Source organism: Kitasatospora sp. NPDC088742, assembly GCF_055584905.1.
On record NZ_JBVJLD010000007.1, the window covers coordinates 35518 to 53032 of the forward strand.

The 17515-nt window shown below is 74.2% G+C and carries 4 protein-coding genes; all 4 read right to left on the reverse strand.

Annotated elements, in window-relative coordinates; translation table 11 throughout:
* Positions 1 to 47: 47 nt before the first annotated feature.
* From ACZ6ZR_RS08795 to ACZ6ZR_RS08810, 4 genes are read right to left on the reverse strand one after another with little or no spacing between them, the layout of a single operon-like run.
* Positions 48 to 5468, reverse strand: a complete 5421-nt coding sequence (locus ACZ6ZR_RS08795; RefSeq protein ID WP_465640831.1) for an SDR family NAD(P)-dependent oxidoreductase — start codon at positions 5466 to 5468, stop codon at positions 48 to 50.
* The gene (locus tag ACZ6ZR_RS08800; RefSeq protein WP_465640833.1) at positions 5465 to 10027 is read right to left on the reverse strand and encodes a type I polyketide synthase; all 4563 of its coding nucleotides are present in this window, start codon (positions 10025 to 10027) and stop codon (positions 5465 to 5467) included. Before ACZ6ZR_RS08800 ends, ACZ6ZR_RS08795 begins: the two co-directional genes overlap by 4 nt.
* Positions 10024 to 14592, reverse strand: coding sequence for a type I polyketide synthase (locus ACZ6ZR_RS08805; RefSeq protein WP_465640835.1), 4569 nt, complete (start codon positions 14590 to 14592; stop codon positions 10024 to 10026). The genes ACZ6ZR_RS08800 and ACZ6ZR_RS08805 overlap by 4 nt, the downstream gene beginning before the upstream one ends.
* Positions 14585 to 17227, reverse strand: a complete 2643-nt coding sequence (locus tag ACZ6ZR_RS08810; protein WP_465640837.1) for a non-ribosomal peptide synthetase — start codon at positions 17225 to 17227, stop codon at positions 14585 to 14587. The genes ACZ6ZR_RS08805 and ACZ6ZR_RS08810 overlap by 8 nt, the downstream gene beginning before the upstream one ends.
* Positions 17228 to 17515 lie beyond the last annotated feature (288 nt).

Sequence of the window (17515 nt, forward strand, 5' to 3'; positions counted from 1 at the left end):
GGGTTACCGCCTTTGTGCGTTGGAAGGGGGGTGGGAGGGGCGGCCGGTCAGCCCTGGGGGTCCCTGGTGTCCAGGTGGACGGCCAGGTCCGCGATGGTGGTGTACCGGAACAGGTCCACCATGGAGACCCGGAGGTTCATGGTCTTCTGGATGCTCTGGGCGATCCGCAGGGCGGCCAGCGAGTCCACCCCGAGGGCGAACGAGCTGTCCCGCACGTTGAGTTCGGTGAGGTCCAGCTCGCGGGCCCAGATCCGGGCCAGCGCGCGCTCGGTGTCGCCGTACTCGCCGCTCTCGTTGCCGAAGAGCTTCGGAGCGCCGTCGGCCGGAGCGTCCTGGGCCGCCGGGGCGGACCCGTCCGCGCCGCTCCGGGCGGCCGCCAGGGCCTGCCGGATCGGGGCGGCCAGCACCAGCGGTGCGCGGCCGAGCAGCTCGGTGAGACCCTGGGAGCCGCCCAGCTTCGGGTAGTTGATCTCGCCGACGATCACCGTGGTGCAGTCCGCGGCGAGGATCTCCTCGAAGCTGGCGAGACCGTCCTCGACCGACACCGAGCGGAAGAAGCCCTGGTCCCGCCGGACACCGTGGTCGAAGGCCATCCCGGTGTCCAGCCAGTCGCTCCAGTCGACCGTCACCGTACGCCGGCCGCGCGCGGAGCGCTGCTCGGCGAAGTGGTCCAGGTAGCTGTTGGCGGCAGTGTAGTCGCCCTGCCCGGCGGCTCCGAAGACCGCCACCGTGGAGCCGAAGGTGACCATGCACTCCGGCGGGTCGTCCTGGGTCACCAGGTCCAGCACGGTGGCGCCGAGCACCTTGGGGTTCAGCGTACGCCGGAAGGTGTCCGGCTCCTTGCGGAACAGGAAGCCGTCGCCGGCCACCCCGGCGGCGTGCACGACGCAGCCGATCGGACCGAGCTCGGCCCGGACGGCGGCGACCACGGCCCGCACGGCCTCCGGGTCGGTGACGTCGGCGGAGTAGCCGCGCACCTCGGCGCCGTCGGCGGCCAGGGCCCGCAGCGCCTCGATCTGCCCGCGCAGCCTGGCGTCGGTGACCTCGTCCCACCGCTCGCGCGGCGGGAGTTGGGTGCGGCCGACCAGGGCGAGGCGCACGCCCGGCACGGTCCGGCTCAGGTGGCGGGCGACCGCCAGCCCGAGCCCGCCCAGGCCGCCGGTGACGAGGTACACCCCGTCCTGACGGACCGGCAGGGCGCGCGGGCGCTCCCGCAGGTCGACCGGCGCCAGTTCCGCGACGTACCGGAGCCCGTCGCGCAGGGCGACGGTGGCCGGTGTCCGGGAGCCCAGCAGCTCGGCGCAGACCGCCTCGGCGCCGGTGTCGGCCGCGATGTCGAGGCAGAACACCTCGGTGGAGTCGTACTCCTGGCCGATCACCTTGGCCAGGCCGAAGAGCGTCGAGTGGACCGGCGCGGTCTCCCGCTCGGTGCCGGTCACCCTGGCCACCGAGGGCGCGACCACGCTCAACCGGCTTGGGGCCAGGCCTCGTTCGGAGAGACCGCGGGCCAGGTGGAACAGGCTGTGGACGCCGTGGTCGAGCCGGGTCTCCAGCAGCGCCAGGTCCTGCTGGACGGCGCCGTCGGCGGGGGCCGCGACGTGTACGACCTCCTCCGGGAAGTCCGCGCCGAGGGCGTCCAGCAGCCGGCCGAAGCCCTCCGGGGTGGGCGGCAGCTCGTACCGGCCCGCGGCGTCCTGCCGCCAGTCGGCGGCCAGCAGCGCCTCGGTGACGGTGATGCCGCGAGCGCGCAGAGCCTCGCTCAACTCACCACCGACACCGCCCTGTTCGCCGATGACCAGGACCCGGGCAGGCGTCGTCGAGGGCGCCGAGTCCGCGGCTGCGTCCGCCGGAGCCGGCACCCAGCGGAGGCCGTGGTGACGGGAGTGCGGGCGCAGCCGGGCGACGGTGCGCGCGGCGTCGGTGACCCGCTTGACGGTGAAACCGCGGATCTCGGCGGCGGTGGCCCCCGACTCGTCGAAGATCACCACGTCGACCTTGCGGAACTCCGCGTTGGCCTCGTAGCCCGGGTGCGGCCGGGTGAAGCTCAGCCCCCGGGCCGGCAGCGGGCCGTGCAGCAGCAGCGAGTCGTAGCCTACCGGAAGGAAGAAGTCCCGGTCGCCCAAGGCGAGTTGGCGATCCTCGGCGGTCTCCAGGACGGCGAAGCCGCTGAATCCGGTGGCCTGGTCCAGCAGGGCCGGGTGGAGGGGGTGGTCCTCGCACTCGGACAGGTACCGCGCGGGCAGGTCCAGGACGCCGAGGGCGGCCCGGACACCGACGTGCACGGTCGGCAGGCTGAGCCGCCAGCGGTCGCCGAAGTCCATCACCTTGTGCTCGCTCTGCCGCAGGGCGATGTCCACGCTCTCCAGGGAGCAGAGCGCGCGCAGGGCTTCCACGTCCTGCTGCGGAGCGGGCGCGGTGTGCGGCCGCACGCCGACCGTCCCCTGGACGTGCACCGTCCAGCGGTCGCCGACCGGGTCGTGGCTGGCGACGGTGAACTCGGCCTCGGTGTCGTCGAGTTCACGGACGGTGGTGTGCGCGGTGCGCGGCACGCCCTCCTGCACCAGCAGCGGGACCAGGAAGGTGACGTCCCGGAGTTCGGTGACCGGCCGGCCGAAGTGCGTGGTGGCGGCGGCGCGGGCCATCTCCAGGTAGGTGGTCCCGGGGACGATGGCCTCGCCGAGCAGCTTGTGCTCGGCGAGCACCCAGTGCCGCTCCAGCGAGAACTCGGTGAGGAAGACCGACTGGCCCATGGTGCGGAGCAGCACCTGGTCCAGCAGCGGATTCGGGCCGGGTGAGTCCTGGACCACGGCTTGCGGGGCCTGGGGCTCCAGCCAGTAGCGCTTGTGTTGGAAGGGGTAGGTGGGGAGGGGGATGCGGCGGCGTTGCTGGTCGGCGTGGTAGGTGGTCCAGTTGGGGGTGGTGCCGGTGAGCCAGAGGGCGGCGAGGGTGCGCTGGATGGTTTCGGTGGGGGTGCGGCGGTCGCGCTTGTGGGGGAGTGAGGCGAGGGTGGTGGCCTGGGTGTCGGTGCCGGCGAGGATGCGGCGGGCGAGGCTGCTGAGGGTCTGGCCCGGGCCGATCTCCAGCAGGACGGCGCCCGGCTCTGCGGCCACCGTGCCGACGCTGGTGGCGTATTCGACGGTGGTGAGGATGTGGTCGGCCCAGTAGTGGGGGTCGGTGGCCTGCTGGTCGGTGATCCAGGTGCCGGTGAGGTTGGAGACGAAGGGGATGGCCGGTGCTTGGCGGGGGACGTCGGCGACGGCCGCGCGGAACTCCTCGGTCATGGGGGTCATGAGGGTGGAGTGGAAGGCGTGGGAGGTGGCGACGGGCTGGGTGGCCCAGCCGCGTTCCTCGGCGAGGGTGGTGAATGTCTGGATGGCGTGGTGGGGGCCGGAGACGACGCAGTCGCGGGGGCCGTTGTGGGCGGCGAGCGAGAGGTCGGGTGTGAGGGCCGCTTCGATGCTGGTGCGGTCGGCCATGATGTTGAGCATGGCGCCGGGGGCCTGGGCCTGCATCAGGCGGCCGCGGAGGGCGACGAGGCGCAGGGTGTCGGGGAGGGTGAAGACGCCGGCGACGCAGGCGGCGGTCCATTCGCCGAGGCTGTGGCCGAGCATCGCGGTGGGGGTGATGTCCCAGGAGGCCCAGAGCCGGGTGAGGGCGTACTCGATGACGAAGAGGGCGGGTTGGGCCCACCGGGTCTGGTTGAGGCGTTCGTCCTTGCCGAAGGCGATCTCGCGGATGTCCTCGCCGTCGAGTTCGCCCTTGAGGAGTTCGGCGCACTCGTCGACGCTCGCGCGGAACACGTCCTCGCGCTCGTAGAGGTCACGGGCCATGCCGCTGTGCTGCGAACCCTGACCACTGAAGAGAAACACCAGGGGCCCGGCGCCACCCGTGACCTGACCGGTCGTCACATTGCCCGGGTCACGCGCCTCCAGCGCGGCCGCCGCGCTCTCGACGTCCCCCGCCGTGACGGTGCGCCGGTGAGCGAACTCGCGGCGGCCGGTGGCGAGGGTGTGGGCGGCGTCGGCCAGGTTGGGCCGCTCGCGGCGCAGGTGGGCGGCGAGGCGGTCGGTGGCCTGCTCCAGCGCCTGCGCGGTGCGGGCCGAGAGCACCAGCGTCTCGGTCGGACGCGAGCCGGCCGGGGAGGGCTCGACCTCGGGCGCCTCCTCGACGACCAGGTGGGCGTTGGTGCCGCCGAAGCCGAAGGCGCTGATGCCGGCGCGCCGCACGCGCCCCTCGGTACGCGGCCACGGCGCCGCCTCGGCCTGGACCCGGAACGGGCCGCCGGCGAAGTCGATGTCCGGGTTGCCCCGGACGTGGTTCAGGGAGGCGGGCAGCAGTTCGTTCCGCAGGGCCAGGGTGGTCTTCAGCAGACCGGCGATCCCAGCCGCGGCGTCCAGGTGGCCGACGTTCCCCTTGATCGAGCCGATCGAGCAGGACCCGCCGTCGCTGAAGGCCCGGGAGAGGGCCTGCACCTCGATCGAGTCACCGATCACCGTGCCGCTGCCGTGCGCCTCGACGTAGTCGATGTCCTCGGGCTCGAGCTCCGCGACGGACATCGCCTCGGCGATCACCGCGGCCTGGCCGCTGACGGTCGGCGCGGTGAAACTCGCCTTGACCCCACCGTCGTTGTTGACGGCCGAACCCCTGATCACGGCGTGGACGGTGTCGCCGTCGGCGAGCGCGTCCTCCAGCCGCTTGAGGGTCACCACGCCGACGCCGTTGCCGAAGACCGTGCCCCGGGCGTCCGCGTCGAACGGGCGGATGTGCCCGTCCGGGGAGAGGAAGGCACCCTCCTGGTAGAGGTAGCCGGTGTTCTCCGGCACCTTGTAGGAGACCGCGCCCGAGAGGGCCATGTCGCACTCGTAGTTCAGCAGGCTCTGGCAGGCGGTGTGCAGTGCGACCAGCGAACTGGAGCAGGCGGTCTGGACCGGGAAGCTCGGCCCCCGCAGGTCCAGCTTGTACGACACCCGGCTGGTCAGGAAGGCGAGTTCGAAGCCCAGGCCGACGTTCTCGCCCTTGATCGCCTCGCCCTGCTCCAGGTTGCTCAGGATGTTCCCGAGGTAGGCCGTGGTGCTGGCGCCGCCGAAGACGCCGACGGTGCCGTCGTAGCGGGCGGCGTCGTAGCCGGCGTCCTCCAGGGCGGCCCAGGCCGTCTCCAGGAAGAGCCGGTGCTGCGGGTCCATGATCTTGGCCTCGCGGGCGGTGTACCCGAAGAACTCCGCGTCGAAGAGACCGATGCCCTCGAACTTCGGGGCGGCCTTGACGTAGTGGGACCGGCCGAAGAGCTCGGGGTCGACCCCGGCGGCCGCCAGCTCCTCGTCGCCGAGCGGGACGATCGACTCGACGCCGTCGCGCAGGTTGGACCAGAACTCGGTCAGGTCCCCGGCGCCGGGGAAGCGCCCCGCCATCCCGACGATGGCGATGCCGTCCCGGGCCGGGAGGTCGGTGAAGTCATCAGTGGTCATCATTCGCCCTTTGCCGTGCGACGCCGCTGCTGCTGGTGCTGACGCCGCCGCTGCATCTTCTCTCTGCGGTCCTCAAGTGCCTTGAGGTCGTTGCCTGTTGTCTGCTGGACGGGCTTCTCGGTCAGGCCCGCCAGATGGGCGGCCGTCAGGCCCTCGTACAGGTCGCCGAGGGTCAGCCGGGTACCCAGCCGGGAGTTGACGGTGCCGACCAGCTGGATCGCGATCAGGGAGTTGCCGCCCAGGTCGAAGAAGCTGTCCTGGATGCCCACCCGCTCGATGCCGAGCAGGTCCTGCCACACCTCGCAGATCGTGCGCTCGGTCTCGGTGCGCGGCGCCACGAACTCGGTGAGGATGTCCGGCCGTTGGTGGGTGGCGGCGGCCGTGCGGGCCTCCGCGGCGGGCTCCCGGTCCAGCGAGAAGGCGTTCGCGAACAGGGCCGAGAGCTCGGCGGGCGACACGATGACCTGCGACCCCGGGACACCGGCCAGGACGGTGTCCAGGGCCCACAGCCCCTCGGCGGCCGACATGGCGCGGTGCGCCGAGTCCGCCTCCTCGAAGCCGGAGGGTGTGGTGGTGCCGGCCGCCATGCCGATCTCCCGCCACGGGCCCCAGTCGATCGTGACCACCCGCCGGGTGCGGCCCCGGTCCTGGGCGAAGGCGTCGAGGAAGGAGTTGGCGGCGCAGTAGTCCACCTGCCCGACGCTGCCGATGTTGGCACCGTTCGAGCCGAACAGGACCAGGAAGTCCAACTCCTGCCCCGCCAGCACCTCTTCGAGCACCAGGGTGCCGGTCACCTTCGGGCGCAGCACCTCGGCCGCCGCCCGGAGGTCCTTGAGCTGGATCAGGCCGCCGCCCGCCACCCCGGCGGTGTGGAAGGCGCCGTGGACGGTGCCCCAGCGCTCGGTGATCCGCCGGACCGCCTCGCCCATCGCCGCCCGGTCGCCGACGTCGGCCTGCAGCACCAGGAGCTCCGCACCCGCGTCCCGCAGTCGGACCAACTCCCGTACGGTGCGGACGAGTCGGCTGGTGCCCGGGTTGCGGGCCAGCCAGGAGTCCCACTCGGCGGCCTCGGGCAGCTCGGTGCGCGAGGTGAGGGCGATCCGTGCCCCCGCCGCCGCGAGGTGCCCGGCCAGGGCCAGGCCGAGGCCGCCGGTGCCGCCGGTGACCAGGTAGACCCCGCCCTCGCGCACCACCGGCGCGCGGTCCTGGCGGGGCAGCGGCTGCGGCAGGTAGTGCTGGGACCAGCGGTGGCCGCCGCGGTGCGCCACGGTCTCGGTTCCGGGCTCCGGCTCGGCCGCCAACTCTGCCATCAGGAGAGTGAGTTCGCCGACGGTGGGGGCCGTCGTGCAGTCCAGGTCCACGCTGCGGCAGGTGGTGCCCGGCAGCTCGCGGGGCAGCACCCGGCACGGGCCGAGCAGGGTGGCCTTGAGCGGCGAGAGCCGCTCGGTGCCGGTGACGTCGTGCAGCCCGTTGCTGAGCACCCAGAGCCGCCGCGGCTCCTCGTCCGGGTGCCGGACCAGGGCCTGGGCGAGCAGGATCAGGCTCTCGAACCCGTGCCGGAGGGAGCCCTCCTCGCCCGGCGCGGTCACGCTCCATCCGTGCACGATCCGGGTCGGCAGGCCGGCCGGGCCGTCCCGCAGCGCGCCGATCAGCCGGTCGTAGTCGGCGCCCTCGGTCGGGTCGACGGCATAGCGGCCGTCGCCCCGGTCGGCCCAGGAGCCCTCCGCCGTCACCACGCTGACGGTGGCTCCGGCGGCGCGCAGCCGCTCGGTCACCGCCTCGCCCACGCCCAGGCCGTCGGCGAGCACGAGCCAGTGCCGGGTCGCGTCCGGCTGCTCCCCGGCGGGGAGGGCCGCCCGCTGCCAGGACGGGGCGTAGAACCACTCCCGGAGGTCTTCCCGGCGGGCGGTCGTGGCGACGGCGGCCTGCGGCGCGCTCTGCCGGTTCAGCCAGTAGCGCTTGTGTTGGAAGGGGTAGGTGGGGAGGGGGATGCGGCGGCGTTGCTGGTCGGCGTGGTAGGTGGTCCAGTTGGGGGTGGTGCCGGTGAGCCAGAGTGCGGCGAGGGTGCGCTGGATCGCCTCCGACGGCGTGCGGCGGTCGCGCTTGTGGGGGAGCGAGGCGAGGGTGGTGGCCTGGGTGTCGGTGCCGGCGAGGATGCGGCGGGCGAGGCTGCTCAGGGTCTGGCCCGGGCCGATCTCCAGCAGGACGGCGCCCGGCTCTGCGGCCACCGTGCCGACGCTGGTGGCGTATTCGACGGTGGCGAGGATGTGGTCGGCCCAGTAGTGGGGGTCGGTGGCCTGCTGGTCGGTGATCCAGGTGCCGGTGAGGTTGGAGACGAAGGGGACGGCCGGTGCTTGGCGGGGGACGTCGGCGACGGCCGCGCGGAACTCCTCGGTCATGGGCGCCATGAGGGTGGAGTGGAAGGCGTGGGAGGTGGCGACGGGCTGGGTGGCCCAGCCGCGTTCCTCGGCCAGGACGCTGAAGGCTCGGATGGCGTGGTGGGGGCCGGAGACGACGCAGTCGCGGGGGCCGTTGTGGGCGGCCAGCGAGAGGTCGGGTGTGAGGGCCGCTTCGATGCTGGTGCGGTCGGCCATGATGTTGAGCATGGCGCCGGGGGCCTGGGCCTGCATCAGGCGGCCGCGGAGGGCGACGAGGCGCAGGGTGTCGGGGAGGGTGAAGACGCCGGCGACGCAGGCGGCGGTCCATTCGCCGAGGCTGTGGCCGAGCATCGCGGTGGGGGTGATGTCCCAGGAGGCCCAGAGCCGGGTGAGGGCGTACTCGATGACGAAGAGGGCGGGTTGGGCCCACCGGGTCTGGTTGAGGCGTTCGTCCTTGCCGAAGGCGATCTCGCGGATGTCCTCGCCGTCGAGTTCGCCCTTGAGGAGTTCGGCGCACTCGTCGACGCTCGCGCGGAACACGTCCTCGCGCTCGTAGAGGTCACGGGCCATGCCGCCGTGCTGCGAACCCTGACCACTGAACAGGAAGACCATCGGCGCCGCCTCCCGGGTCGCGTGACCGGTCGTCACATGAGCCGGGTCGCGGGTCTCCAGGGCGGCGGCGACGGCCTCGGTGCCGAGACCGGTGACGGTGCGTCGGTACGGGAACTCGCGGCGGCCGGTGGCGAGGGTGTGGGCGGCGTCGGCCAGGTTGGGCCGCTCGCGGCGCAGGTGGGCGGCGAGGCGGTCGGTGGCCTGCTCCAGCGCCTGCGCGGTGCGGGCCGAGAGCACCAGCGTCTCGGTCGGCCGGGTCCCCGGGGCGGACGGCGCGGTGGCCGGTGCCTCCTCCAGGATCAGGTGGGCGTTGGCGCCGCCGAAGCCGAAGGCGCTGATGCCGGCGCGCCGCACGCGCCCCTCGCCGCGCGGCCACGGCGCCGCCTCGGCCTGGACCCGGAACGGGCCGCCGGCGAAGTCGATGTCCGGGTTGCCCCGGGTGTAGTTGAGCGAGGCGGGGAGCAGCTCGTTCTCGAGCGCCAGGGTGGTCTTCAGCAAGCCGGCGATCCCGGCCGCCGCGTCCAGGTGGCCGACGTTGGCCTTGATCGAGCCGAGCGCCCAGGAGCCCTGGGTGCCGAATGCCCGGGTGAGGGCCTGCACCTCGATCGGGTCGCCCAGCGAGGTCCCGGTGCCGTGCGCCTCGACGTAGTCGATGTCGGCGGGGGTCAGGCCCGCGCTGTCGAGGGCGGCCGAGATGACCGCGGCCTGGCCGCTGACGCTCGGTGCGGTGAAACCGACCTTCACCGCACCGTCGTTGTTGACGGCCGAACCCCTGATCACGGCGTGGACGGTGTCGCCGTCGGCCAGCGCGTCCGCCAGCCGCCGGAGCACGACCAGACCGACGCCGGAGCCGAAGACCGTGCCCCGGGCGTCCGCGTCGAACGGGCGGACGTGCCCGTCCGGGGAGACGAAGGAGCCGTCCTGGTGCAGGTAGCCGGTGCCCGGGTTCGGGTCGACGTGGACGCCGCCCGCCAGGGCGAGGTCGCACTCCCCGGCGAGCAGGCTCCGGCAGGCCGTGTGCGCGGCGACCAGGGCGGTCGAGCAGGCGGCGCGCAGCGAGATCGCCGGGCCCTTGAGGTCGAGCTTGTACGACACCCGGGAGGCCAGGAAGCCGAGTTCGTTGGCGACCAGGATCTGGGTCTGCCCCAGGGTGTCCACGATCTGCTGCTGCGAGTAGACGTGCTGGACGTAGCGGTTGGCACCCGCGCCGCCGAAGACGCCGACGGTGCCGTCGTAGCGGGCGGCGTCGTAGCCGGCGTCCTCCAGGGCGGCCCAGGACGTCTCCAGGAAGAGCCGGTGCTGAGGGTCCATCACCTCCGCCTCGCGGGCGGTGTACCCGAAGAACTCCGCGTCGAAGAGCTCGCTCCCGCGGAAGGCGGGCGCGGCCTTGACGTAGTCCGGCCGGCCGAAGAGCTCGGGGGCCACCCCGGCGGCCGCCAGCTCCTCGTCGCCGAGCGGGAGGATCGACTCGACGCCGTCGCGCAGGTTCGCCCAGAACTCGGTCAGGTCCCCGGCACCGGGGAAGCGCCCCGCCATCCCGACGATGGCGATGCGGTTGTCGCCGGCCATCATCGCGCCGCCCTCAGGTCGTCGACGAGGGCGCCGAGGGTGCGCACGGTCGGCCCCTCGTACACGATGGTCAGCGGGACGGCCACCGCCAGCTCCTGACGCAGACGGTGCACGACCTGGAGGCCGAGGAGCGAACTGCCGCCCAGCTCGAAGAAGTTGTCCTGGACGCCGACGCTCTCCACACCGAGCAGCTCCTGCCAGATCTCCGCCACCCGGTGCTCGGTCTCGCCGTTGGGGGCGACGTAGGGGTTGCGCAGGGTGGGGCGCTCGTGGCGGGCGGCCGGGGCCGGGGTGTCGGCCACCGGGTCGGTCCAGAGCTCCTGGCGCAGGGTCAGGTCACCGGTGGAGGTGACGATCTGCGGCTGCGGCACCGCGTCGAGCAGGGCGTCGAACACCTGTCGGCCCTCGGCCGGGGTGAGCGCCAACTCGCGGACCGCGACGCCGAGTTCCGAGTCGGCCCGGTCCGCGTTCGAGAAGTACCAGGCCTCCCAGTCCACGCTGGTCCAGGGCAGCGCAGGGCTGTGGTTGCGCTGGGCGAAGACGTCCAGCGCGGCGTTGGCGGCGGCGTAGGCGCCGAAGCCGAGCCCGCCGAGCAGGGCGGCGATCGAGGAGCTGATGATCGCGAAGTCCAACTCCTGGTCGGCCAGCACCTCCTGGAGCACCTGGGTGCCGTAGAGCTTGGGCCCGAAGTGCCAGGACGCCTCCTCGGCGCCCAGCACCGCGACCTCGCGGTGGGCCGCCGTGCCGGTGGTGCCGGCGCAGTGCAGCAGGCCGGCCACCGGGCCGAGCTCCCGCAGCACGCGCTCCTTGAGCGCGGTCATCGCCGCGAGGTCGGAGACGTCGGTGGCGGTCACCAGGACGGTGGAGCCGAGCGCCTCGATCTCCCGGACGGCACGGATCGCCGAGCGGACGGCCTCCGGGTGGTGCGGCTCGTCCCAGCTCTCCCGGGGCGGCAGGCCGGTGCGGCCGAGCAGTACCAGCCGCACCGCGGCCCGGTCAGCGAGGGCACGGGCCATCAGCAGGCCGATCTTCCCCAGGCCACCGGTGATCAGGTACACCCCGTCCGGGCGGACGGCGGCGTCGGCCCGCACGGCCGGTGCGCCGCTCACGTAGGCCGGCGCCCAGCGGTGCCGGCCGCGCAGCGCGAGGGTGCGCTCGCCGGGTGCGGCGGCGAGGTCGGCCAGCAACTGGTCGACCACCCCGGCCGCCGCCTCCGGGCCGTCCAGGCGCAGGTCGAACCGGACGCAGCTGAGCGAGGGGTACTCCTGCGGCAGCACCTTGCACAGGCCCTGCACGGTCGCCTTGGGCGGGCTGAGCGGCTCGTCGCCGAGCACCGAGCAGACCTCGGTGGAGAGCACGTCCCAGCGCTGCTGACGCGTCATCAGCTCGGCCTCGGTGGCCTGGACCCAGTGGACCAGGCTGTCGAAGGAGCGGTGCAGCAGGGCCCGCACGTCCTCGGGCGCGGTGGAGCGGCCGGCGTCCTCGCCGACGCTCCAGCAGTGCACCGTCCGGCCGGGCAGCGGGCCCTCGGCGCGCAGCGCCTCGGCGAGCCGGACGAAGTGCTCGGGCCGGGCCGGGTCGAGCACGTAGGCGCGCTCGCCCGGGCGGCTCCAGTCGGTGCCGCGCCGGACGGTGTGCACGGTGGCGCCGAGGCCTTCGAGGCGCTCGGCCAGTGCGCGGCCGACACCGGACTCGTCCGCGAAGACCAGCCAGCTCTCGGCGGCGAGGACCGCCGGGTCGGGCAGCGGGGCGGCGGCCAGCCGCTGCCAGGACGGCGTGTAGAACCACTCGGGCAGGGTGCCGCGCCGCTGCTGGGCCGAACCGCCGGCCGGCTGCGCGGCGCCGGGCTCCAGCCAGTAGCGCCGCCGCTCGAACGGGTAGGTCGGGAGCGGCACCCGCCGGGCGTCCCGCACGGGCGGGAAGGGGCGCTCCAGCCCGGCCAGCCAGAGCCGGCCGGCCGCCCGCAGCAGCGAGGTGCGGTCGCTCTGCCCGAGGAAGGTGCCGGGCAGCGAGGAGACCACCACCCGGTCGGTGCCGGCCGCGGCGGGGTGCTGGAGGGCGCCGGGGGTCAGCGTCGGCGCGGGGCCGACCTCGACCAGCACGACGTCCGGGACGGACCACAGGGTGGCCAGGCCGTCCGCGAAGCGCACGGCCTCCCGGACGTGCCGGGCCCAGTACTCGGGGCTGGTGGCCTCCGCGTCGGTGATCCAGGTGCCGCTGAGGTTGGAGACGAAGGGCACCTTCGGGGCGTTTAGCCGTACCGAGCGGACCAGTTCGGCGTAGGGCGCGACGACCGGGTCCATCATCGGGGAGTGGAAGGCGAAGCGGGTGGTCAGCTGCCGGGCGGCGATGCCGGCCTCCAGCAGTTCGCGGGTCACCCGGTCGATGCCCTCGACGGTGCCGGAGAGCACGCAGGTCTGCGGCCCGTTGACCGCGGCGAGGCAGACCTCGGCGTCCGTGTACTTGGCCGCGGCCTCCTCGGAGAGCGGCACGGCCAGCATCGCGCCCTCGCCCTGAGCCTCGATCAGCCGGGCGCGCTCGGCGACCAGGCGCAGCGCGTCGGGCAGCGAGAAGACCCCGGCCACGCAGGCCGCGACGTACTCGCCGAGGCTGTGACCGATCATCACCTGGGGCTCGACGCCCCAGGAGGCCCAGAGCCGGACCAGCGCGTACTCCAGGGCGAAGACCGCGGGGTAGCCCAGACGGGGCTGGTCCAGCGGGTGCTCGCTGCGCTCCGGCTGGAGGAGCAGCTTGCGGAAGTCGAAGGCCTGGCCGGGAGCGGCGGCCTCGGCCGCCGGCGCCTCGGCGCTGAGCAGCAGCTCGCGGATGTCGGTGCCGAGCAGCGGCTCCAGCAGCTCGGCGCACTCGTCCAGGGCATCCCTGAACTCGGGCTCCTGGGCGTGGAGTTGGCGCGCCATGCCGGGGAACTGGGTGCCGAAGCCGGTGAACACGAAGGCCACCGGGCGGTGCGCGGCCGCGGAGGCGTTGGCGCTGAGCAGCCGGCCGTCGTCGCGGGCGTCCAGCGCCGACAGCGCCTCCTCGGTGCTCCCGGCGATCAGCATCCGCCGGAACGGGAACGCCCGGCGGCCCTGCTGGAGGGTGAACGCGACGTCCGCCAGCGGGATTTCGGGGTGGGCGCGGAGGTGGTCGTGCAGCCGGTCGGTGGCCGTCTCCAGCGCCTCGGGGCTCTTGGCGGAGAGCACCAGCAGCTGCTCGGTGCCCTCGGCGCCGTCGGCGGGCCGGGGCGCGCGCGGCAGCTCGGGGGCCTGCTCCAGGATGACGTGGGCGTTGGTGCCGCCGAGACCGAAGGAGCTCACCCCGGCGCGCCGGGGGCCCTCGCGCTCCGGCCAGGGCAGCAGCTCGGTGTTGAGGTGGAACGGGCTGCCGTCCAGCTGGATCCGGGGGTTGGGCTTCTCGAAGTGCAGCGTGGGCGGCAGCTGGCCGTGCTCCACGGCCAGCACGGCCTTGATCAGCCCGGCGACACCGGCCGCCGAGTCGAGGTGGCCGATGTTGGTCTTGGCCGAGCCGAGGGCACAACTCCCCGGCGCCACACCGGAGTAGGCCGAGGCCAGGGCGGAGAACTCGATCGGGTCGCCGAGGATGGTGGCCGTCCCGTGCAGCTCCACGTAGCCGATGCTGTCGGCCGGCACGTCGGCGTTGGCCAGCGCGGTGGAGATGGCGGCGGCCTGGGTGGCGGCGCTGGGTGCGCTGAATCCGGCCCGGCGCGAGCCGTCGTTGTTCAGCGCGGAGCCCTTGATCACCGCGTGGATGTGGTCGCCGGCGGTGACCGCGTCCTTGAGGCGCTTGAGCACCACCATGCCCACGCCGTCGCCGCCCACCGTGCCCTGCGCGGCGGCGTCGAAGGTGCGGCAGAGGCCGTCGGGGGAGAAGATGCCGTCCGGGCGGTAGACGTAGCCCTTGCCCCGGGTGCCGTCGACGGCGACGCCGCCGGCCAGTGCGGTGTCGCACTGGTAGGCCAGCAGGGCCTGGCAGGCCTCGACCACGGCGACCAGCGAAGTGGAGCAGGCGGACTGGATGTTGAGGGCGGGGCCCTCCAGACCGAGCTTGTAGGAGACCCGGCTGGCGAGGAAGTCCGGGCGGTTGCCGATGACCGTCTGCTTGTCGCCGAGCAGCTGCGCGGCGCCGGGCTGGGTGGCGATGTTGAAGAGCAGGTAGGTGTTGTTGCCCGCGCCCGCGTAGACGCCGACCAGGCCGTCGTCGCCCTCGGCGTCGTGGCCGGAGCTCTCCAGCGCGGCCCAGGCGCACTCCAGCAGCACCCGGTGCTGAGGGTCCATCAGCTCGGCCTCGCGCGGGGAGTAGCCGAAGAAGGCGGCGTCGAACTTCTCGCCGTCCTCCAGCACGTAGCCCGCGCCGACGAAGTCGGGGTCGGCGAGGGTGGCGGCGTCCACGCCCCGGGCGGCGAGCTCCTCCTCGGTGAAGCGGGTGACGGAGCAGACCCCCGCCTTGAGGTTGCCCCAGTACTCCTCGACCGACCGGGCACCGGGGAAGCGGCCGGCCATGCCGACGACGGCGATGTCCAGCCCGTCCTCGTACTCGTACTCACTCATGGTGACCTCGCTTCGCTTCCAGCTGCTGACGGCGGCGCTTCAGCAGGGCGTTCTGCTGAACTCCCCTGCCGCGCGCGGGGGCGGCCGGGGCCGGCCCCTGGCCCCGGCCCTGCTCGGAGAGCAGCTCGGCCTGGGCCCGGACGGTGGTGTGTTGGAACAGGTCGAGCAGCTCGATCTCGCGGCCGGTGGCCGCCCGGAGCCGGTGGTGCAGCTCGACCATCAGCAGGGAGTGCCCGCCGAGGTCGAAGAAGTTCTGGTCGGTGCCGACCGCCTCGGCGCGGAAGACCTCCTGCCAGACCCGCGCCACCAGCCGCTCCAGCTCGCCGCGCGGCGGCAGCGGCGCGGAGACGGCGGCGGGCGCGGCGGGCTCGGGCAGCCGGCCGCGGTCGACCTTGCCGTGGCCGGAGAGCGGCAGCCGCTCCAGCACCACGACCGCCTGCGGGACCATGTGCGGGGAGAGCCGCTCCCGCAGGTGCCGGTCCAGACCGGCGGTGTCGAATGCGGAGGGGTCGAACGCGGTGGGGTCGAACTCCGGTTTGCCGGAGGGGAGTTCGTGTGGCTCGACGTACGCCACCACCCGGCGGTCGCCGGGGGTGTCCTCGCGGACGACGGCGATGGCGTGGCGCACCCCGGGGTGGCTCTTCAGCGCGGCCTCGATCTCGCCCAGGGTGACCCGGAAGCCGCGGACCTTGATCTGGTCGTCGCGCCGCCCGAGGAAGGCGATCGTCCCGTCGGCCAGCCGGCGGACGATGTCGCCGGTCCGGTAGAGCCGGGCGCCCGGCCCGCCACCGAGGGTGTCGGGCACGAAGGCGGCGGCCGTGAGGTCGTCCCGGCGGTGGTAGCCGCGGGCCAGGTTGTCGCCGCCGATCAGCAGCTCGCCGGCCACGCCGACGGGCGTGGGGCGGCCGGCCGGGTCCACCACGTGGGCCCGGGTGCCCGGCAGCGGGACGCCGATCGGCGCGGTCTCCCACCCGGCCTCCGGGTGGTCGGCCACGGCGAGGGTGAGCACGCCGACGGTGGTCTCGGTCGGGCCGTAGTGGTTGAAGACCCGGCAGTGCGGCACCAGGCGCTGGAGCGCGCGCAGCCAGCGCCAGTCGGAGGCCTCGCCGCCGATCACCAGCAGGCGGCGCGGCAGCAGCTCGGCGAAGCGCGGCGAGGACTGCAGGGCCCGCAGGTGGGAGGGGGCGATCTTCAGGACGTCGACGCCCCAGGTCTGCGCCCAGTCGGCCAACTTCCCGGCTTCCAGGGCGGTTTCACGGGACATCAGGTGGACCTGGCCGCCGGTGAGGAGCGGTGGGGCGAAGGCGGTGACGCTGGAGTCCACGGTCAGCGGCTGCACCATCGCGAAGGAGAGCGGCCCGTCGACGCCGAGCCGGCGGAGCACGGCGCGGGTGTAGGCGACCAGCTGGCGGTGCTCGATGACCACGCCCTTGGGCGTGCCGGTGGAGCCGGAGGTGTAGAGCAGGTAGGCGGCGTCGTCGGCGACCGGGAGCCGCCCGGGGAGCCGGTCCTCGGCCGGACGGCCCGTCAGCACCTCGAAGCCGGCGTCGAGTTCGACCACCCGGTGCCCGGTGCCGCCCAGCGGGGCGGTGGCCACCACGACCCGGACGGCGGCGTCCGCCAGGATGGCGTCCCGCCGGGCGGGCGGGTCGTTCGGGTCCACCGGGACGTAGGCGCCGCCGGCCTTGAGGATGCCGAGTACGGCCACCAGCAGGCGGACGTCGCGGTCGGCGCACAGTCCCACCGTCACCTCGGGGCCGACCCCGAGCTCGGTCAGGAGGTGGGCCAACTGGTTGGCGCGCTCGTTGAGTTCGCGGTAGCTGAGGGCGGCGCCCTCGGACCGGACCGCGACCGCGTCGGGGGTGCGGGCGGCCTGCTCCTCGAAGAGCTGGTGGAAACCCAGCTCGGTGGGCTCGCCGGGGACGCCGTTCAGCGCGGCGACGGTGGCCTCCTCCTCGGCGGTGAGCAGCGGGAGGCTGTCCACCGGCGCGTCCGGGGCGGCGGCCGCCCCGTCGAGGAGGCGGAGCAGGTGCTCCACCGCGCGGCGGGCGGTGGCGGGGTCGAGGACGTCGGCGGCGAAGACCAGACGGCCGGTCAGCCCGCCGTCCGCTTCGCGGAGCCGCAGGTCCAGGTCGTACGCGGTGGTCTCGGGCCCGGCCTCCGGGTCGCTCTCCGGGGAGGTGCTCGGCGCGGGCAGGTAGTGGAAGCCCGGCGCGAGCTGCCCGGCGGTGGTGACGGTGGCCTGCTCGGCGCGCGACAGCGCGGTGGCCGCCACCCGGACCAGGTCGCGGAAGCTGCCGTCGGCCTCGGCGCGGACCGCCGTGGTCACCCCGGTGCCGTTGGTCACCGCGACGGTCAGCCCGGACTGGCCGCCGTACCGGTGCAGCAGGGTCAGGTAGAGGGCGAGCGCGGCGGCCGGGAGACCGGCTCCGCACTCCTCACCGAGCTTGCGCAGCACGGCCGTTGAAGCGGCCGGGAGGGCGAGGGGGACCGAGCCGGCGCGGAGGTCGCGGTGGGCGGGGTGCGGCCGGTCCAGCGGCAGTTCGGCGGCGGCCGGCTCGGCGGGGGCCGGCACAACGGCGGTCGGCTCGGCGTCGGCCGGCTCGGGCGTGGCGGCGGGCTGCGGGAGTGTCATGAGGCTGCCTCGGGGAGCTCGGGGCGAGGACGCGCGTCGGCCGACGCGGAGGGCGTGGTGGGCGACGGGTGCCCGGCCCGGTGGACCTCGCCCGGGCGGGCCGGGCCGGAAGCCCGGGCCCAGGGCGCTTGGGTGTTCACTGTGTCGATCCCCCGTGCTGCTGGCGTGCTGATGGAACGGCCCGGCCGCGACGGCACCAGGGGTGCGGTCCTGCGGCGGTGGCGGGTGGCGAGAGAGGGCGGGGCGCGTGCCGGGAGGCGCCGGACCGGGGCCGACTGACGGCGTATC

Coding starts and splice junctions, on each gene's coding strand:
- ACZ6ZR_RS08795 (WP_465640831.1), bottom strand. CDS start 5,468: ATGATGACCACTGATGACTTCACCGACCTCCCGGCCCGGGACGGCATC.
- ACZ6ZR_RS08800 (WP_465640833.1), bottom strand. CDS start 10,027: ATGATGGCCGGCGACAACCGCATCGCCATCGTCGGGATGGCGGGGCGC.
- ACZ6ZR_RS08805 (WP_465640835.1), bottom strand. CDS start 14,592: ATGAGTGAGTACGAGTACGAGGACGGGCTGGACATCGCCGTCGTCGGC.
- ACZ6ZR_RS08810 (WP_465640837.1), bottom strand. CDS start 17,227: ATGACACTCCCGCAGCCCGCCGCCACGCCCGAGCCGGCCGACGCCGAG.